Origin of the sequence: Bacillus sp. (in: firmicutes), from assembly GCA_017656295.1 — a bacterium.
Taxonomy (GTDB): Bacteria; Bacillota; Bacilli; order Bacillales; family JACDOC01; genus JACDOC01.
Genome location: JACDOC010000009.1, coordinates 40241 through 57157 on the forward strand (window position 1 = coordinate 40241; position 16917 = coordinate 57157).

18 protein-coding genes are annotated in these 16917 nt (G+C 39.3%); 13 read left to right on the forward strand and 5 right to left on the reverse strand.

Going from position 1 to position 16917, the window contains the following annotated elements:
- Nucleotides 1–6: 6 nt before the first annotated feature.
- From H0Z31_09465 to wrbA, 8 genes are all read left to right on the forward strand, one after another.
- Nucleotides 7–1500, forward strand: a complete 1494-nt coding sequence (locus tag H0Z31_09465; protein ID MBO8177664.1) for a sucrose-6-phosphate hydrolase — start codon at nucleotides 7–9, stop codon at nucleotides 1498–1500.
- A 3-nt stretch (nucleotides 1501–1503) separates the two neighbouring features.
- Nucleotides 1504–2472 (forward strand): carbohydrate kinase, encoded by a 969-nt coding sequence (locus H0Z31_09470; GenBank protein ID MBO8177665.1) that lies wholly within the window; start codon nucleotides 1504–1506, stop codon nucleotides 2470–2472.
- Between the two features lie 142 nt (nucleotides 2473–2614).
- Nucleotides 2615–3370 (forward strand): hypothetical protein, encoded by a 756-nt coding sequence (locus tag H0Z31_09475; protein ID MBO8177666.1) that lies wholly within the window; start codon nucleotides 2615–2617, stop codon nucleotides 3368–3370.
- Nucleotides 3371–3386: 16 nt separating this feature from the next.
- Nucleotides 3387–3737 carry a DUF4440 domain-containing protein gene (locus tag H0Z31_09480; protein MBO8177667.1) on the forward strand — a complete coding sequence of 117 codons (351 nt, stop codon included), beginning with the start codon at nucleotides 3387–3389 and terminating at the stop codon, nucleotides 3735–3737.
- Between the two features lie 18 nt (nucleotides 3738–3755).
- Nucleotides 3756–3953 (forward strand): hypothetical protein, encoded by a 198-nt coding sequence (locus H0Z31_09485; protein ID MBO8177668.1) that lies wholly within the window; start codon nucleotides 3756–3758, stop codon nucleotides 3951–3953.
- A 272-nt stretch (nucleotides 3954–4225) separates the two neighbouring features.
- Complete coding sequence (locus H0Z31_09490) at nucleotides 4226–4627, forward strand: DoxX family protein (GenBank protein MBO8177669.1); 402 nt, start codon at nucleotides 4226–4228, stop codon at nucleotides 4625–4627.
- Between the two features lie 19 nt (nucleotides 4628–4646).
- Complete coding sequence (locus H0Z31_09495) at nucleotides 4647–5360, forward strand: pirin family protein (GenBank protein MBO8177670.1); 714 nt, start codon at nucleotides 4647–4649, stop codon at nucleotides 5358–5360.
- Nucleotides 5361–5403: 43 nt separating this feature from the next.
- Nucleotides 5404–6018 carry an NAD(P)H:quinone oxidoreductase gene (wrbA, locus tag H0Z31_09500; protein MBO8177671.1) on the forward strand — a complete coding sequence of 205 codons (615 nt, stop codon included), beginning with the start codon at nucleotides 5404–5406 and terminating at the stop codon, nucleotides 6016–6018.
- A gap of 275 nt (nucleotides 6019–6293) precedes the next feature.
- On the opposite strand, the gene H0Z31_09505 is transcribed toward wrbA, so the two are convergent.
- Nucleotides 6294–7190, reverse strand: a complete 897-nt coding sequence (locus H0Z31_09505) for an RluA family pseudouridine synthase (protein ID MBO8177672.1) — start codon at nucleotides 7188–7190, stop codon at nucleotides 6294–6296.
- 112 nt (nucleotides 7191–7302) lie between these two features.
- On the opposite strand from H0Z31_09505, the gene H0Z31_09510 reads away from it, so the two are divergent.
- From H0Z31_09510 to H0Z31_09520, 3 genes are all read left to right on the forward strand, one after another.
- Nucleotides 7303–7701 (forward strand): YhcU family protein, encoded by a 399-nt coding sequence (locus H0Z31_09510; protein ID MBO8177673.1) that lies wholly within the window; start codon nucleotides 7303–7305, stop codon nucleotides 7699–7701.
- A gap of 147 nt (nucleotides 7702–7848) precedes the next feature.
- Nucleotides 7849–9756 (forward strand): S8 family serine peptidase, encoded by a 1908-nt coding sequence (locus H0Z31_09515; GenBank protein MBO8177674.1) that lies wholly within the window; start codon nucleotides 7849–7851, stop codon nucleotides 9754–9756.
- Between the two features lie 28 nt (nucleotides 9757–9784).
- A complete protein-coding gene (locus H0Z31_09520; GenBank protein MBO8177675.1) occupies nucleotides 9785–9922 on the forward strand; it encodes a hypothetical protein in 138 nt (45 codons plus the stop codon).
- Nucleotides 9923–10109: 187 nt separating this feature from the next.
- Here H0Z31_09520 and H0Z31_09525 read toward each other — a convergent pair whose 3' ends face one another.
- From H0Z31_09525 to H0Z31_09535, 3 genes are all read right to left on the reverse strand, one after another.
- Nucleotides 10110–11402 carry a tetratricopeptide repeat protein gene (locus H0Z31_09525; protein ID MBO8177676.1) on the reverse strand — a complete coding sequence of 431 codons (1293 nt, stop codon included), beginning with the start codon at nucleotides 11400–11402 and terminating at the stop codon, nucleotides 10110–10112.
- Nucleotides 11403–11544: 142 nt separating this feature from the next.
- Entirely contained in the window at nucleotides 11545–12015 is a 471-nt protein-coding gene (locus H0Z31_09530; protein MBO8177677.1) for a thioredoxin family protein, read from the reverse strand.
- Nucleotides 12012–12449: a disulfide bond formation protein B gene (locus H0Z31_09535; GenBank protein MBO8177678.1), complete on the reverse strand. Its 438-nt coding sequence runs from the start codon at nucleotides 12447–12449 to the stop codon at nucleotides 12012–12014. The genes H0Z31_09530 and H0Z31_09535 overlap by 4 nt, the downstream gene beginning before the upstream one ends.
- A 157-nt stretch (nucleotides 12450–12606) precedes the next feature.
- On the opposite strand from H0Z31_09535, the gene H0Z31_09540 reads away from it, so the two are divergent.
- Nucleotides 12607–14283 (forward strand): alpha-glucosidase, encoded by a 1677-nt coding sequence (locus tag H0Z31_09540; GenBank protein ID MBO8177679.1) that lies wholly within the window; start codon nucleotides 12607–12609, stop codon nucleotides 14281–14283.
- A gap of 25 nt (nucleotides 14284–14308) precedes the next feature.
- Here the strand turns inward: H0Z31_09540 and H0Z31_09545 are convergent, their stop codons facing one another.
- Nucleotides 14309–14923 carry a TetR/AcrR family transcriptional regulator gene (locus H0Z31_09545; protein ID MBO8177680.1) on the reverse strand — a complete coding sequence of 205 codons (615 nt, stop codon included), beginning with the start codon at nucleotides 14921–14923 and terminating at the stop codon, nucleotides 14309–14311.
- 215 nt (nucleotides 14924–15138) lie between these two features.
- Here H0Z31_09545 and H0Z31_09550 point away from each other — a divergent pair, with 215 nt between their 5' ends.
- Nucleotides 15139–16881, forward strand: a complete 1743-nt coding sequence (locus tag H0Z31_09550; GenBank protein ID MBO8177681.1) for a phospho-sugar mutase — start codon at nucleotides 15139–15141, stop codon at nucleotides 16879–16881.
- Nucleotides 16882–16917 lie beyond the last annotated feature (36 nt).

Sequence of the window (16917 nt, forward strand, 5' to 3'; positions counted from 1 at the left end):
TGACACATGAAATGGACGAGAGAACAGCGATATCGACGGCTAGAAGAGGCTAGTCAAGAGGAATTGAACGCATTAAAAGAAAAAGTCCAAAAAAGTATTTGGCGTCAATCTTTTCATATTCAACCGGAAATGGGCCTTTTAAATGACCCAAACGGCTTTTCTTATTTTCACGGGGAATACCATTTATTTTATCAATGGTTTCCGCTCGGTCCTGTTCATGGACTAAAATATTGGTATCACACAAAATCAAAAGATCTTGTTCATTGGGAAAATGTCGGGATAGGTATTCAGCCGAACGACTATTTTGATTCCCATGGGGCTTTTTCAGGAAGTGCGATTTGCCATAATGGAAAGTTACATCTTATGTATACCGGAAATACAAGGGATGAAAATTGGGTTCGTCATCCCTATCAATGTTTAGCGGTGATGGATGAAGACGGGCATATTGTAAAATTACGTGAGCCCGTTATCAAAGAAGTTCCAAAAGGGTATACCGATCATTATCGGGATCCGAAAGTATGGAAGGACAAAAACACCTTTTATGCTGTCATTGGAGCTCAGCGGGAAAATAAAACAGGTTGTATTGTTCTTTATTCATCACCAGATTTACATCACTGGACATTTGAAGGTGAGGTGCAAACCAACTTACAGGAATTTGGATTTATGTGGGAGTGCCCCGATTATTTTGAACTAGATGGAAAAGGTGTTTTGATCTTTTCACCACAAGGGGTCGAGCCAAATGGGGATCAGTTCCAAAATATTTATCAATCTGGCTATATTCTTGGTGATAAGCTCGATTTAAAGAAAAAAGTATTTCATCATGGAGAGTTTGTGGAGCTTGATCGTGGATTTGATTTTTATGCACCACAAACGACTGTGGATCATAAAGGGCGTCGCCTTTTAGTTGGTTGGATGGGTCTTCCTGAAATCGAGTATCCAACAGACAAAGATGGTTGGGCCCATTGTTTAACATTGCCGAGAGAATTGAGTGTCCAAAATGGTAAGTTAATTCAGCGCCCTGTGAAAGAATTAGAAGCTTTACGTCAACATTCGGTAAATGTGAAAGATATTCTTCATAATGAGAAAAAAATGTATGATGGGTTTACCGGAACAATATATGAACTGATTTGTGAGTTTACGGACATGGAGGCAGAGGAAGTCGGAATCGAATTCCGGGCAGGAAAAGAGGAAAAAACGGTCATCTACTTTAATAAAAAAGAACAAAAAGTCATCTTAGACCGAACTCATTCAGGCCAAGTTCCGGCGAAAGAGTATGGAACAACAAGAAAGTGTATCGTTCAAGGCAGTAAGTTAAAGATGCATCTATTTGTTGATACGTCTTCTGTTGAAATCTTTCTCAATGACGGGGAAGAAGTGTTTACCAGCCGAATTTTTCCACGACCAGAAAGTACAGAAATTCGCTTCTTTTCCAGAAACGGAAAGGTTGCATTAAATACAACCAAATACAATTTATCTCCAATGAATGAAAGAGAGGATTAACTAATGGGGAGATTATTTTCAATCGGTGAAGTGTTAATTGATTTTATTCCAAAAGAAAAAGGAAAAGCCTTAAAGGATGTTCAAGCTTTTGTACGAGCACCAGGAGGAGCCCCAGCAAACGTCGCGGCGGCGGTAGCTAAATTTGGGGCAGAAGCTTCGATGATTACAAAGCTAGGAATGGATGCCTTCGGGGACTTTTTAATAGACGAGTTGCAAAAAGCAGGAGTCAAAACGGACAAAATTAAACGTACAAATCAAGCCAATACGGGATTAGCTTTTGTTTCCCTTCGAGAAGATGGAGAACGAGATTTTTCCTTTTATCGTAATCCGTCGGCCGACTTATTACTTTCGGAAGATGAAATCGAAGAACATTGGTTTCAAAAAGGAGATATTTTACATTTTTGCTCGGTCGATTTGGTAGAAAGTCCAATGAAGCAAGCGCATGAAAAAGCGATCCGTCTTGTGAAAGAAATCGGTGGACTGATTAGCTTTGACCCGAATGTACGGCTTCCACTTTGGAATCAGGCAGAAGAATGTCGTCAAACAATTTTAGAGTTTATTCCAAAAGCCCATCTCCTTAAAATTTCCGATGAAGAATTAGCGTTTATTACTGGAATGAAGGATGAAAAAGAAGCCATTGAAAGCTTATTTACAGGTGAAGTAAAAGCTGTTATTTACACAAAAGGAGCCAACGGAGCCGACCTATATACAAAGAATTCGGCTTATCTATCGAACGGCTATAAAGTAGACGTTCAAGATACGACAGGGGCAGGAGATGCCTTTATTGGCGGCTTTTTATATAAACTTCTTGAAAAAGAAGTAAACCCTGACAACTTGGTCGATGTGTTAAATGAACATCATCAGGAACTATTAAGGTTTGCAAATGCCAGTGGGGCCTTAACGACAACCGGAAAAGGTGCCATTTCATCGATTCCGACGAAAGAAGCGATTGAACAGTTCATTCAACAATAAAAATAAATGTTTTATATGAAGACCGGGTCAACTACTGAAATCGGTCTTCTTTTTTGTAATGGTTATCGAAAATTTTATAAGAATAACACATTTTTGGAACTTTTTGTACGTTCCTTCGTATAAAAAGACGGGGGGAAGAGCAATGGAATATAGAAAATGGCAAACGCTTTTTGTGATCATCTTTATAGGACTATTAATAGCAGGTGCTTTTTTGAAAGCTTTTACCTTAGTAGAATATGTGATTTGGGGTCTATTTCTTTTTTTTATTATTGCAGCCAATCAATTAAGAACTGCACATATCAATAAAATTCGATATAGCGCCCCTGTTGTAGATAGTCATTTGTTTTCGCAAAATGACCTTCTCATCGAACGCGGGGAGACTCTTACGTATCAGGCGTTGCTATTTCATCCTAAAGGGGATGTCATTGGTACAATCGAAGATGATTCTGAAAAAATATCGAGATGGGTACGCTATTTTACAAGTTTCGCCTTTTGGGTACCGTTTCGGGCGCATGTGAAGGATAAAGAGGGAAATATTGTGGCTGCAATTGTCCGTACCCCGGGGTGGAATTCGTCGATTGAACTTTATGAACCAGATGGGACACTGATCGGTTCATATAAAGAACGATTATCGTTTAGCGGGGAATTAAAAGGAACGTTTACATTTCAAGATGGGAATGGCGAATATGAGCTTAAAGGAGATGCGTTCTTTTTAAAATTACTTAATGAACAAGGAAAAACAATTGCAGAATTTAAACAAGGATGGATGCCGGTCGAATGGCAACAGCGGTTTAAAGATCCGAATTTGGCGATTATTCACTTTCACCCAGAAGCGACGGTCATCGATCGGAAAATCTTTTTCGGCATTTGTTTGTCACTGGTGTTAGCACAACGGTAAGGAAAGAGGAGACGATATGGATACATTGAAAGAGCAGATTTACCAATTAGAACAAAAGCTTCTTCAACCAGAAGTTCGAATGGCCCCAGAAGAAATCGACCAGCTTCTTGCGGAGGACTTTATGGAGTTTGGAAGCTCTGGAAACGTGTGGGTAAAAGCGGATTGTGTTCAACCTGGAGGACTCTCGGTACGCCAAATGACCATTCTAGACTTCGATATTCGTCTATTAGCTGAAAATGTTGTGTTAGCCACTTATCTTATCTATGATGAGACTAGAAATGAATACACGCTTCGTAGCTCCATTTGGAAACACCTGAACGGCCGTTGGCAAATGACCTTTCATCAAGGGACGAAAACATGCCGATAGAAGTTTTATATATAGGCTATGTATATATCATTGTTGATTTTTAGTAAGTTATTTACACAGCGGCGACTTCAGCGGGAACAGCAAGCCAGACAAAACCCTTACTTAAGCGTAGCGAGGGGAGCGGTTTGCGGCTTGCCTGCGGAAAGCGTCCGCTTGCAGCGAATATATAAATATCAACAGTATCGTTGTAGAGACTATATTTTAAAGTATGAATAATGATCAGCTCCTCCAAAAAGAGGAGTATTTTTTGGAATCTTATCATCTATTTCTTTATTGGTATTCGGATTATTAGAATTATAAAGGATAAATAAGGTTATCGGACTAAACGAATTTTTTTATTGACAAAGAAAAAATATCATAGTATCATAAATCTTGAATTCGAGATAAATTCCTTTTTTTTTGTCATTAATATCTTGAATTCAAAATAATAAAATTCGAGATAAATAGTTCTTTTCAACATGTGAAGGGAATTATAAGGAGGAGATTATATGTTAACAAGTATTGGGTTATTAATCATTCGTGTCGTAATCGGGGTGTTGTTTATTGGCCATGGTGCCCAAAAGCTTTTTGGTGCATTCGGCGGTTATGGTCTAGAAGGTACTGGACAATATTTTGATTCAATTGGCATTAAACCTGGAAAGACGATGGCGCTACTGGCTGGTTTAATGGAGTTTGTTGGAGGATTATTATTTGCACTCGGTCTGTTTACGCCGATAGGGGCGCTATTGATCGCCTTAACGATGGTCGTAGCGATTGCAAAAGTTCATGGAGCGAACGGTCTTTGGATTACACAAAACGGCTATGAATACAACCTAGTGTTACTAGTTGTAGCGATTGCCGTTGCGTTCATTGGTGCAGGAGATTATTCATTAGACGCGTTCTTGTTTTAACGATAGGAGGAAAGTCTAAATGATCCAAGTTTTTCCGGCAAAGGAACGGTTTTTTGCTGATCATGGTTGGTTAAAAAGCTATTTTAGTTTTTCATTTGCTCATTATTTTGATCCAAACAATATGATGTTTGGTCCGATGCGAGTACTTAATGACGATGTCGTGAAGCCACTTCGAGGATTTGGGGCTCATCCGCATGAAGAAATGGAGATTGTCTCTATCGTGTTAAAAGGCCAATTAAAACACGAGGATAGCACTGGTCAATCGGCCATTACAACGTTTGGTGGAATTCAACGGATGACCGCTGGTACTGGGGTCGTTCATTCGGAAGTGAATCCATCCGATACGGAAGAAGTGAATTTTTTACAAATGTGGTTTGTCCCAGATACACCGGGCTTGCCTCCTTCCTATGAAAAAACGGAATTTGATGTGAACAAGTTAAAAAATCAACTTCTCCCGGTAGTATCCAAAAAATTAGCCGGAGAAGGAGTTGCTTATATTCATCAAGATTTAACGATTTATTTATCCGATCTTGAAAAAGAAAATGAATTGACTTTTACGCAGCAACCTGACCGTTATATTTTCTTTTTCGTCATTGAAGGAAACGTGACGTTAAACGATGAGTTTACGTTAGGTCGTAGAGATTCCGCACGCATTACGGATGTGACGAAATTACACATAAAAGCGAATGAAGACAGTCGTTTCATGCTCATTGATTTACCTTCTAACCATTAATGGTTGGATGGAAAATAATAAAAAAACTAAAGGAGAGATTTCAATGACAAATGTGAATTTAGCCATCATTTATTACAGCTCTACAGGTACGAACTATCAATTAGCAAAATGGGCTGAAGAAGGGGCAAAAGAAGTTGGAGCAGAAGTAAAAGTGTTAAAAGTAGAAGAATTAGCTCCTGAATCCGCAATCGCTTCTAATCCGGCATGGAAAGCTCATTATGAAGCAACAAAAGATGTACCAACAGCTACATTAGAAGATTTAGAGTGGGCCGATGCAATTATTTTCAGTGTTCCTACTCGTTTTGGAAATGTGCCTTCCCAGTTAAAACAATTCCTTGATACAACAGGTGGCTTATGGGCGCAAGGAAAACTGGCCAATAAAGTAGTGAGCGCTATGGCTTCAGCGGCGAACGCGCACGGTGGTCAAGAACAAACAATTTTAGCTCTATACACGACGATGATGCACTGGGGAGCGATTATTGCCGCACCTGGTTATACGGATGGTTCTGCGTTTGCTGCTGGTGGAAATCCGTATGGCACTTCTGTAACTGTGGATCAAGAAGGCAATATGATCGAAGATGTGGAAGCAGCAGTGAAACATCAAGCAAAACGTACCGTTGAAATCGCCCAATGGGTGAAAAACGGAATTCAAAAATAATGAGGTAAGGCTGACTACTACGTTTTTTAGGTGAGTCAGCCTTATATTCTGCCAAAACTGTCATGATTTAAGGTGGAAAAAAGAATATTTCGAAATAAAACTGGTAAATAAAAAATCACCGTTAAATAATTGGATGAACGGTGATTTTTTCTAAAAGTGGAATTTTAAACTTTTGAACTAGAAATTAAGTACATCCAACAGCTAATAAAATGGTCCGAACTAAAATAAATTCAGCTAAACAGCACAAAAAATCCGTGATTCAATCAATCGGTCGCTTATTCCATGTATGGCTCAAACACGCTGTCCGGTATAGGGGCCTCGCACGTAATCATTTCAAGTGTTAGCGGATGCACAAACGTAAGTCGTTTCGCATGAAGGGCTTGACGGTGAACGACCGGTTTTCCACCATACAGCGTATCGCCGACGAGCGGATGTCCAATGGAACTCATATGGACCCGAATTTGATGCGTCCGTCCTGTATCCAATGTACACTCTACTAACGAAACGCGGTCTTTCGGATATGTCTCTAGCACCCGGTAATGGGTAACAGCGTATTGTCCTGTACGAGATACACGACGGCGTGTTGGATGGTGCCTATCACGGCCAATCGGTGCTGAAATCGTATCTTGATTTCTTTGAACGACACCATGCACGAGTGCCATATACGTTCGTTTAATATTCCTTGTTTCTAACTGTCGATCTAACATTCCTTTTACAAACGGAACTTTGGCAAAAAGTACGGCCCCAGACGTATCTCGATCTAACCGGTGAACATGTTGAACAGCACGTATCTCTCCATTCATCAAACAATAACCACACACTCGTTGAAGGAGGGTGTCTTCATCGGTCGGATGATTCGGGTGCGTATCTAAACCAGCTGGTTTATTCACAACAACTAATACTTCATCTTCATACAGTACCTCTACTGGTTTAAACGAAGGGGAAAAAGGAGATTCTATGTCATGCAAAATATTCAAAGACAACGTGTCCCCTTCTGTTAACACCGTATGCCATGGGACTATTTTTCCATTCACGAATACCCCTTTCGTCATCCGTAGTTCATGAGCCAGTTTTTTCGGTACGTTCCAGACGTTTTTTATCAATTGTTCAATCGTATAGGATGTCCACTGTTGTTTGACATCCACTTCTAATATTTGACCTTTTCGATTCATGGTTACGCTCCTTTTCTGGTTAAAAATTACCAGATAAAAACTACAATTTAGTATGTTATTCTTAAAGTGTAATTTTTAAAAAGATTACAAACTTTACAAGTAGGTGGTAGTGATGAAAGTAAGGTATGCATCAACTTCATTACAAGAAGAAGAAATCGACCAACTCATTGACTATATGTACACTGACATATTTCCACGATATTTTTCAGAAGACGAGGTTGAATATTTCCGAAAAATGAAAGTGTTACATACGCCATCAAGACATCATGATTATACGGGAACATTAAAAGATGCCTTCGAAATTCTTTCCAGTCTTCAATTAATTATCGCCTTAATCGAAGCAAATGAAAAGCAGGCATTAGGAGAACGGTACAAAAAAATATTTGAGCGGAACGTACAAATTTTACAACAATATCATTTACATTTTCCATTTACCCTCGATCAGTTCGAACGTCCCAAAAAATATGTCATTAGTACGTATACTCCTGTAACGAATGAATTACTTGTGTAAATATCTTATTTTAAATGAAAGTTTCCTAAAAAAGGCCTATTTTGGTCCCGTTTACCCTCATAAAATATCAGAATTTTATCAATACACAGAAATTTAAGAGAGTGGTACGATAATTACGTAATCTATTTGATTGAAGGGGGAATGAATTTGAAGAAGAAAAAGGTTTTGATTTCGGGCGTTACCACTCTCGGCTTGCTTTCTACGTTAGTGTTTTCGACGCCCAATACGGCCCCAGCAGCGAACGGTGAATTAGTTTATAAAGGAGTCAACACCGTTTCAGTCAATGATGTAGCAAAGCCTATCAAAACAGGGAAAGCTCACTTTCTTATTGAATCCTACCAAAGTAAAATTCCTAAAGGTCTATTAAAATCATTAAAAGAAGTACCAGCGAATAATGAACTATACGTCATTCAATTAGAAGATGTAATTACTCAAGACGAAAGAGACACGTTAGAAGCTGCAGGCGTACAACTCATTGAGTACATTCCTGACTATGCGTTTGTGGCCACAATTAAAAATAGCGATCTTTCAAAAGTTGAAGGACTCACTCTTGTTGAATCTGTTACCCCATATTTGCCACTATACAAACTAGACCCTCGACTATTTGAAGAAGGTGCTTCTAATCTCGTGAAAGCAGTTGTGAAAAAATCGAATCAAAAGGCAACAAAAGTCGAAGCGAAAGGGTTAAATGAGCTCATTTCATACGCCTTCCAAAATGATGTCACGTATATTTCCCCAGAATCGGAATTTCAACTGATGAACGATCAAGCGGCTGTCATAACGAAAACGACGATCGCCAATAATACGTACGGGTTATATGGTGCTGGTCAAACAGTAGCAGTTGCCGATACAGGTCTTGATACAGGTGTAAATGATTCATCGATGCATGAATCGTTCCAAGGGAAAATTACGGCGATTTATGCATGGGGTCGTCCAAATAATGCGAGTGACCCGAACGGACATGGTACCCATGTGGCTGGTTCCGTGTTAGGTAATGCGAGCTTTAAAGGTATGGCACCTAGCGCAAGCCTTGTCTTCCAATCTATCATGGATGCTAATGGTGGATTAGGTGGTTTACCATCCAATTTATCCGACTTATTCTCCCAAGCGTATAATGCAGGTGCACGTATTCATACAAACTCTTGGGGAGCACCAGTAAACGGGGCTTATACGACCGATTCGCGAACGGTGGACCAATATGTGTATAACAACGATATGACGATTTTATTTGCCGCAGGTAATGAAGGTCCTGGTTCAGGAACGATTAGTGCACCTGGTACAGCGAAAAATGCAATTACTGTAGGTGCATCAGAAAATTATCGACCTTCGTTTGGTTCGTATTCGGATAATCCAGACCAAATTGCGAGCTTCTCTTCTCGTGGACCAACAAAAGATGGTCGTGTAAAACCAGACGTCGTTGCTCCGGGAACATATATTTTATCTTCTCGATCGTCGCTTGCACCAGATTCATCTTTCTGGGCAAATTATAATAGTAAATACGCGTACATGGGCGGAACATCGATGGCCACGCCATTAACAGCAGGAAATGTGGCCTTACTTCGTGAAAACTTTATTAAGAACTACGGCATTACTCCGAAGCCGTCCTTATTAAAAGCAGCGTTAATCGCTGGTGCCACTAACCTCGGTTTATCGAACAACAGCCAAGGCTGGGGGCGAGTGAACATGGAAACCTCGTTAAATGTGGCTTATGTCAATGAATCTACTGCACTATCAACAGGGCAAAAAGCAACATATACATTCAACGCAACTAGCTCCAAACCGTTACGTATTTCACTCGTATGGACGGATTATCCTGGAAGTACATCCGCCTACTACTCATTAGTAAACGACCTTGACATAGTTGTTACTTCTCCTAGTGGTCAAGTCTATGTCGGAAACGACTTCTCGTATCCATACAACAACAATTGGGACGGCGTCAACAACGTCGAAAACGTCTTTATTAACAATCCACAATCAGGAACGTACACCATTGAAGTTCAAGCATACAACGTTCCAAGCGGTACGCAAAAATTCTCATTGGCGGTTGTGAATTAATTTTAATTACTTAGGAGGTTAAATTTTGATGAAAAAAGGTAAAAAAATTTTCATTTCCGCTATCATGATCGGCTTACTATCAACTCTCTTTGCAGGAGTAGCAGCAGCGGAAGACCATCCACCGTGGTTCGGGGTAAGCAGTGTACAAGTAGATAACAATAATTAAATTAGAAAAGGTGAGTGCTATTATAGCTCTCACCTTTTTTGTAGTTTACGGATAATTTTGTTTTGTTTTCTAGACACTTTTAAGACCTGCTACTGTGGATAAAATTTTGAAGGAAGCGGACAGATTCAACTATTCATAATTAAATCTTCAAAAAAATTAATAATCATGTAAAATAAAGTTAATAGTGCTAATAGGATATTTGATATTCATTCACTAATCGAAAATAATCCGCAGCAAGTTTATATTTTCTCTTTTTGTAAAAATAATTCCCTAATTCAGTTAGTAGAAATGTTCTTTTTTTATGCTCATTTATTTTTTCGATGTATGGCAAATAGTTAGTAGTCACAAAATCGATATATGCTTCTTCAAATGTTCCTTTATTGGGGTGTTGAAGATAATTCATTCGTTTTAAACGGTATTCAATTTCTATTTCCATTTCTTGAATAGCATGATGGTGTCTTAATTGTTGTAAATAATTATTTGCATCTTCAAAACGTTGTTGCTCAATATAAAGGTCAATTAAATATAATGTTGTCCATATCCGTTGCTTATGATGTTCTTCACGGTGTTGAATGCTTTCTTTAAACATCTTTTCAGCTTCTTGATACCACTTTTTTTCAAAATACATATATCCTAGATTATGATAAACGCGGGCGAGAATATCGTCCATTTGTAAAGTAGTTGCCAAGTCTAAAATTTGTCGATATTCTTTTTCTGCTGCATGAAAGTTTTTCGTTCGTGCATAGTTGATTCCTAGAATCATTTTACAGTCAAGGCTTCGTAAATAATTTGTTGTTTCATCATATAATTTTAAGGCAGTTTGGGCGTAGTATACCGCCATAATACTATTTTGAAGATAACTATACGCCATTGCTAAGTGAAAATATAAATTGCCGTATTTAATCCCTTGTTTCACTAATGTTTTTTCTACGGCTAATAAAAATGAAAGACCTTTTTCGTACTGTTGATCGATACATAAATGGACACCCCGAAAGTATTGAAACATAAGCTTTTGTTCTGTAGAAAGGTGTTCCTTATTATCCATGAGATTCGTCATGTAGTATTGAGCTTTATGAAAATTTCCAATCGTTAAATAAAAATAATACATTAAAAGGATATAGGATAAGTACAGCTCTGGCTCCAACTCAATAAAAGATTCAAAAGGTTTGATTTCATCTACTAGTTTTTTGGCTTTTTCAATTTGCCGACATTCTATAGCTTCATAAATTTGATCAAATAGCTCTTCTAATTCATCTGTTGGGAACTGATCAAAATCGCTAGGACAGATATTCAAACGTTCACAAAGAAGAAGAAGAATTTCTTCATTTGGTACCACTTTTCCGGTTTCGATTTTACTTAAATACGTAACCGAGCAAATGCCTTCACATACTTTTTCTTGTGTCCAACCTAATTTTTTTCGTTTGTATCGTAAGTAGCCTCCTTTGGAAATATTGTGTTTAATATTAAGTAGTTTTAGCAAAATAAGAATACCTCCTATAAAAAGAGATAGAAATTTAATAATTTTCAGTAATATTATAAGATACTATTGTATAATAAATGAACTCTATAAAAATCCCCTAAACGACTTAGGAGTTTAGTCCTATGTTGTTTAGGGGAATTTATTAATTTAACACATGTTCTTTAAACCAATTCTCGAAATATTCTTCGGTGTTGGAGCCTACTGTGCGAGCGACTTCTTGGCCGTTTTCATAATGGACGATGGTTGGGGTGTATTCAATGTTGTATTTGTTCCAGCCTTGTTCAAATTCGAGTAAGTTGTATTGAACGAGGTCGACGCCTAATTCGTCCATAAGCGGCATTAAAATAGGCGTGGTTTCTTTACAATGCGGACAAGTCGGGCTGTAAAAATAAACAGTAATGTCTTCGCCGTTGTTTAATTTGGCTTCTAATTCTTCAGGTAAAATAATGTTTTGATAGTTTGGGTCGTCTAACTGTTCGATCGTGGCTGGATGGAGATCGTCTTTTCCGTACGGATTGCCTTCTGTTAACTGGTCTTGTTGCATCTTGGTCATAAAAGCAATCGCTCCAAATAGTGCAAAAATAATAACTAAAAAAATAACAACTTTTTTCACCGGTTTTCCTCCTCTTTTTTTAACGTACGATAGACAATGAAACTAGAAACAAAAATAATGATAAATCCAGTTAATGCTAAAAACGGAATCGTGATAAAGCCAAACCAGTTGATGTATGCACCCGTACAAGGAATTCTGCCGCAAGCAGGTGCCATTTCCGTTAGAAACGATACTTTTTGAATCGAATAATGGTAGAGGGAGATGCTCATTCCGATAGCTGATAGAACCATGCTATAGAACGAAATGGCATAATCTTTTTTTACGACGGCGATACCTAAAATAACGGTAAGTGGGTACATCAAAATTCGTTGATACCAACATAGCTCACACGGTTCGTATTGCATAATTTCTGAAAAATAGAGGCTCCCCAAGATCGCGATGACCGAAGCGCACCAGGCGATAAACAGGCTGGTTTCTTTTCGATTGGTTAGCATTTTTTTCAAATCCTTTCTTTTTTCTACGTCAAAATTATAGTATGGTAAAAGTAAGAAGTAAAATTAAAAGGTCATTCATGACAAAACGAATGCATATTTTTTTAACGAAAAATGCAAACGGTTGCACAAAAAATATAGCGAGGGGAGAAATGGTTGAATGAACAAACAATGGTGGAAGGAAGCGGTCGTTTATCAAATTTATCCAAGAAGCTTTATGGATGGAAATGGAGACGGAATAGGGGACTTACAAGGAATTATTTCCAAGCTCGATTATTTAAAATGGTTAGGAATTGACGTCATTTGGTTATCGCCTGTGTATGATTCCCCTAATGATGATAACGGGTATGACATTCGCGATTATTATGCGATTATGAACGAATTCGGTACGATGCAAGATTGGGACGAAATGATTGATGAAATTCACAAGCGTGGCATGAAGCTTGTCATGGATTTAGTCGTGAATCATACGTCTGACGAACATCAATGGTTTGTCGAGTCTCGATCTTCGAAAGATAGCCCTTATCGAGATTATTACATCTGGCGTCCAGGGAAAAACGGAAAAGAACCGAACAACTGGGAGTCTATTTTTAGCGGGTCTGCATGGGAATACGATGAACAGACTGGAGAGTATTATTTACACCTGTTTTCGAAAAAGCAGCCGGATTTAAACTGGGAGAACGAAAAGGTTCGCGAAGAAGTATACAAGATGATGACCTTTTGGTTGGATAAAGGGGTCGACGGCTTCCGGATGGATGTGATCAACTTTATTTCAAAAGTACCGTCCTTACCAGATGCCCCGAATTCAGAAGGAAAAAAATATGCATCCGGGGCCCAGTATTTTATCAACGGACCGCGCATTCACGAATTTTTACAAGAAATGCACGACCGTGTTCTTTCCCGTTATGATGTGATGACGGTTGGAGAAACGCCTGGGGTGACACCGGAAGAAGCGATTCTTTTTACAGGGGAAGACCGCAATGAATTGAATATGGTGTTCCAATTTGAACATATGGATGTGGATGCGGGACCGAATGGAAAATGGGACCTTGTTCCACTGGATTTAGTAAAGCTAAAACGTATTTTAGCGAATTGGCAAGTCCGTCTTCACGGAAAGGGATGGAATAGCTTATATTGGTGCAACCATGATCAGCCGCGCGTTGTCTCTCGTTTTGGCAATGATGAAGAATACCGCAAAGAATCAGCTAAATTATGGGGTACATTGCTTCATATGATGCAAGGAACTCCGTACATTTACCAAGGGGAAGAAATCGGTATGACCAACGTTCGTTTCCCATCCATCCAAGACTATAAAGATATTGAATCGCTAAATATGTATAAAGAAAAATTAGAGGAAGGGTGGACAGAAGAAGAAATTTTGCATGCTATTCACGTAAAAGGTCGTGATAATGCCCGCACGCCGATGCAATGGGATGAGACGGAATATGGAGGATTTACAACCGGTACGCCATGGATTGGAGTAAACCCGAACTATCGAACCATTAACGTGAAAGAAGCAACGGAAGACTCGAATTCTGTTCTGCATTATTACCGCAAGCTTATTCAACTGCGGAAACAGCATCCAATTGTTGTGTACGGATCGTTTGAATTGTTAGAAGAAAACGATGAACAGCTATTCGTTTATCGCCGTCGTTACGAAAACGAACATCTCCTAGTGATTGGGAACGTGTCGAATCATCCACTAGGCTACACCTACCCAGATAACGTTCCTGCAGAAAAAACTCTTTGGATTTCGAACTATCCAGTGAGCGAAGAACGAACTGGGGCTATAATCCTCCGACCATGGGAAGTTCGTGTCTACCACTGGGTTGAATAAAAGAAAAGGAAGACGAATCCCTATTCTAAATAGGAGGATCGTCTTCCTTTTTTTGGCCCATCAAACCGTAGAAAAATAGATGAATCAACTGTTTCGTATGTTTGTCTCGTTGGTCTTCGTTGGAGAATAGGTGTGATTGTTTTGAAATGCCGTCGAATAATAGCTGAATATAAAAGAGAAGAAGTTCTGGAGAAAGATCATTGGAGATATATCCTTCTTTTTTTCCTTCTTCTAATAGTTCCATTAAATGAGGAATGGATTTTTCAGCAGCAAAGGTTTGGATGAGTTCCCGAACTGGCCCGGTTGTCATAAAAATCGATTGAATAAAAGAGGGACTTAGCTTTTTCGTTTCTTCAACTTTTGCTTCGACCATTTTCCCGATTTTTTCTTGAAAAGACAGATCGCTATTTTTTATCTTAAGAAATTGTTGTAATCTCGTTTCAAAATAATTGGATAACACATCAAGGAGTAAGTCTTCTTTACTGCCAAAATAGTTATAAATCGTCACTGGGGAGACGTTCGCTCGTTGGGCGATATCTTGAATGCTTACCTTTTGGACACCGAAATGGGAAAACAAATCGAAGGCCGCCTCACGTATTTGCTGCATTTTTAATTGTTTTCTCCGCTCAAATCCGTTCATAGTTTCACCTCTTAGAACCATCATAAAGAATTTTATTCCGAGATTCAACGAGAGACGACATCTCCTGTTACGTTTCTTCAACACATTTCCTCTCGTAGTTGTGATACAATGACGAAGGTTTCAAAATATGTCGGATTTACTCGAAACGTTTTAAAAGGAAATAACTGTTTCATGGGGAAATAAATAAGGGAAAGACTTCTTGTGAGGTGAAATCAATGTCATGGAAAGCAGCATTTGAACGGTGGGATTCTTTTCCTCAGTTGGATAGCAACTTACGTCAGCAGCTAGATGAATTAAAAAAGGATGAAAAGTTACTTGAAGATGCGTTTTATAAGGAACTGGAATTCGGTACAGGGGGCATGCGTGGAGAAATCGGCGTAGGGACGAACCGGATGAACGTGTATACCATTCGAAAAGCCTCGCTCGGCCTGGCCAAATACATAGAAACGTTTGGGGAAGAAGCAAAAAAGCGTGGAGTTGTGATCGCTTATGATTCACGCCATCAATCGCCGGAATTTGCAATGGAAGCGGCGAAGACCCTAGCGACTCGAGGGATTCAAACATATGTGTTCGATGAACTACGTCCGACACCCGAATTATCGTTTGCCCTTCGTCATTTGCAAGCGTTTTCTGGCATCGTGATTACTGCAAGCCATAATCCGCCGGAGTATAACGGATTTAAAGTGTATGGAGAAGACGGGGCTCAGCTACCGCCAGAAGAAGCAGATAAGGTTATTGAAAAGGTAGCAGAGGTCGAAAACGAATTACTGATTAAGGTAGATGATGAAGCAACGTTAAAAGAAAAGGGGCTCATTCAAATCATCGGGGAAGACGTAGACACTGCGTATATTGAAAAGCTCGTATCGATTTCAGAACAACCGAACCTGGCGGTGACCTCCGATATTCGTGTGGTGTTCACCCCGCTTCACGGAACAGCAAACAAGCCAGTCCGTCGTGCTCTTGAAGCCCTTGGATATAAACATGTAGTCGTTGTTAAAGAACAGGAGCTACCAGATCCAAACTTTTCGACGGTAAAAGCGCCAAACCCAGAAGAACATGCGGCGTTTGAACTGGCCATTCGAGAAGGAAATCGTGTCGGTGCCGATGTCTTAATTGCAACTGACCCGGATGCGGACCGTCTTGGGGTCGCTGTAAAAAATCATGCCGGTGAATATGTAGTGTTAACAGGAAATCAAACGGGAGCCCTTTTAATGGACTACATTCTTTCACAAAAGAAAGAAAAAGGAACACTTCCAGCAAACGGAAAAGTGTTTAAAACGATTGTCACTTCTGAACTTGGACGAAAAGTAGCAGCTTACTATGGTATTCCGACCGAAGATGTGTTAACCGGTTTTAAATTTATCGGAGAAAAAATGAAACAATATGAAGAGTCTGGTGAGCATACGTTTTTATTCGGTTATGAAGAAAGCTATGGGTACTTAATTGGCGATTTCGCTCGCGACAAAGACGCGGTTCAAGCAGCCATCATGGCCGTAGAAGTGTGTGCTCATTATAAAAAGAAAGGAAAAACGTTATATGATGCGCTTCTTGATTTGTATGAAAAACACGGCTACTACCGCGAAGGCTTAAAATCACTCACGTTAAAAGGGAAAGAAGGAGCCGAAGCAATTCAGTCCATTTTAGCCCAATTCCGTAGAGAACCGTTAAAACAACTCGGGGGAGTAAGCGTCGTTGCTTATGAAGACTATTTAATCCGTGAAAAGTTAGACGTCCAAACGGGTCAAAAAGAACCGCTTCACTTACCAAAATCGAACGTATTGAAATATTTCCTTGAAGATGGTTCGTGGGTTTGCTTACGTCCGTCCGGCACCGAACCAAAAGTGAAATTCTACTTCGGTGTTGTCGGCGAAACACTCGAAGCAAGCGACCAAAAGCTAAAGCAGTACATGGATGAAATGATGGAGAAAATTGATCAAATGTTAAATGAGTTGGTGTAGTAAAGAATAGAAAGCGTCCTCCTTTCATAGGAGGGC

Excerpts from the sequence above, each read along its gene's own strand:
- H0Z31_09465 (MBO8177664.1), top strand. The coding sequence starts at position 7 with ATGAAATGGACGAGAGAACAGCGATATCGACGGCTAGAAGAGGCTAGT.
- H0Z31_09550 (MBO8177681.1), top strand. The coding sequence starts at position 15,139 with ATGTCATGGAAAGCAGCATTTGAACGGTGGGATTCTTTTCCTCAGTTG.
- H0Z31_09480 (MBO8177667.1), top strand. The coding sequence starts at position 3,387 with ATGGATACATTGAAAGAGCAGATTTACCAATTAGAACAAAAGCTTCTT.
- H0Z31_09505 (MBO8177672.1), bottom strand. The coding sequence starts at position 7,190 with ATGAATCGAAAAGGTCAAATATTAGAAGTGGATGTCAAACAACAGTGG.
- H0Z31_09485 (MBO8177668.1), top strand. The coding sequence starts at position 3,756 with ATGTATATATCATTGTTGATTTTTAGTAAGTTATTTACACAGCGGCGA.
- H0Z31_09495 (MBO8177670.1), top strand. The coding sequence starts at position 4,647 with ATGATCCAAGTTTTTCCGGCAAAGGAACGGTTTTTTGCTGATCATGGT.
- H0Z31_09470 (MBO8177665.1), top strand. The coding sequence starts at position 1,504 with ATGGGGAGATTATTTTCAATCGGTGAAGTGTTAATTGATTTTATTCCA.
- wrbA (MBO8177671.1), top strand. The coding sequence starts at position 5,404 with ATGACAAATGTGAATTTAGCCATCATTTATTACAGCTCTACAGGTACG.
- H0Z31_09490 (MBO8177669.1), top strand. The coding sequence starts at position 4,226 with ATGTTAACAAGTATTGGGTTATTAATCATTCGTGTCGTAATCGGGGTG.
- H0Z31_09535 (MBO8177678.1), bottom strand. The coding sequence starts at position 12,449 with ATGCTAACCAATCGAAAAGAAACCAGCCTGTTTATCGCCTGGTGCGCT.
- H0Z31_09520 (MBO8177675.1), top strand. The coding sequence starts at position 9,785 with ATGAAAAAAGGTAAAAAAATTTTCATTTCCGCTATCATGATCGGCTTA.
- H0Z31_09510 (MBO8177673.1), top strand. The coding sequence starts at position 7,303 with ATGAAAGTAAGGTATGCATCAACTTCATTACAAGAAGAAGAAATCGAC.
- H0Z31_09540 (MBO8177679.1), top strand. The coding sequence starts at position 12,607 with ATGAACAAACAATGGTGGAAGGAAGCGGTCGTTTATCAAATTTATCCA.
- H0Z31_09545 (MBO8177680.1), bottom strand. The coding sequence starts at position 14,923 with ATGAACGGATTTGAGCGGAGAAAACAATTAAAAATGCAGCAAATACGT.
- H0Z31_09475 (MBO8177666.1), top strand. The coding sequence starts at position 2,615 with ATGGAATATAGAAAATGGCAAACGCTTTTTGTGATCATCTTTATAGGA.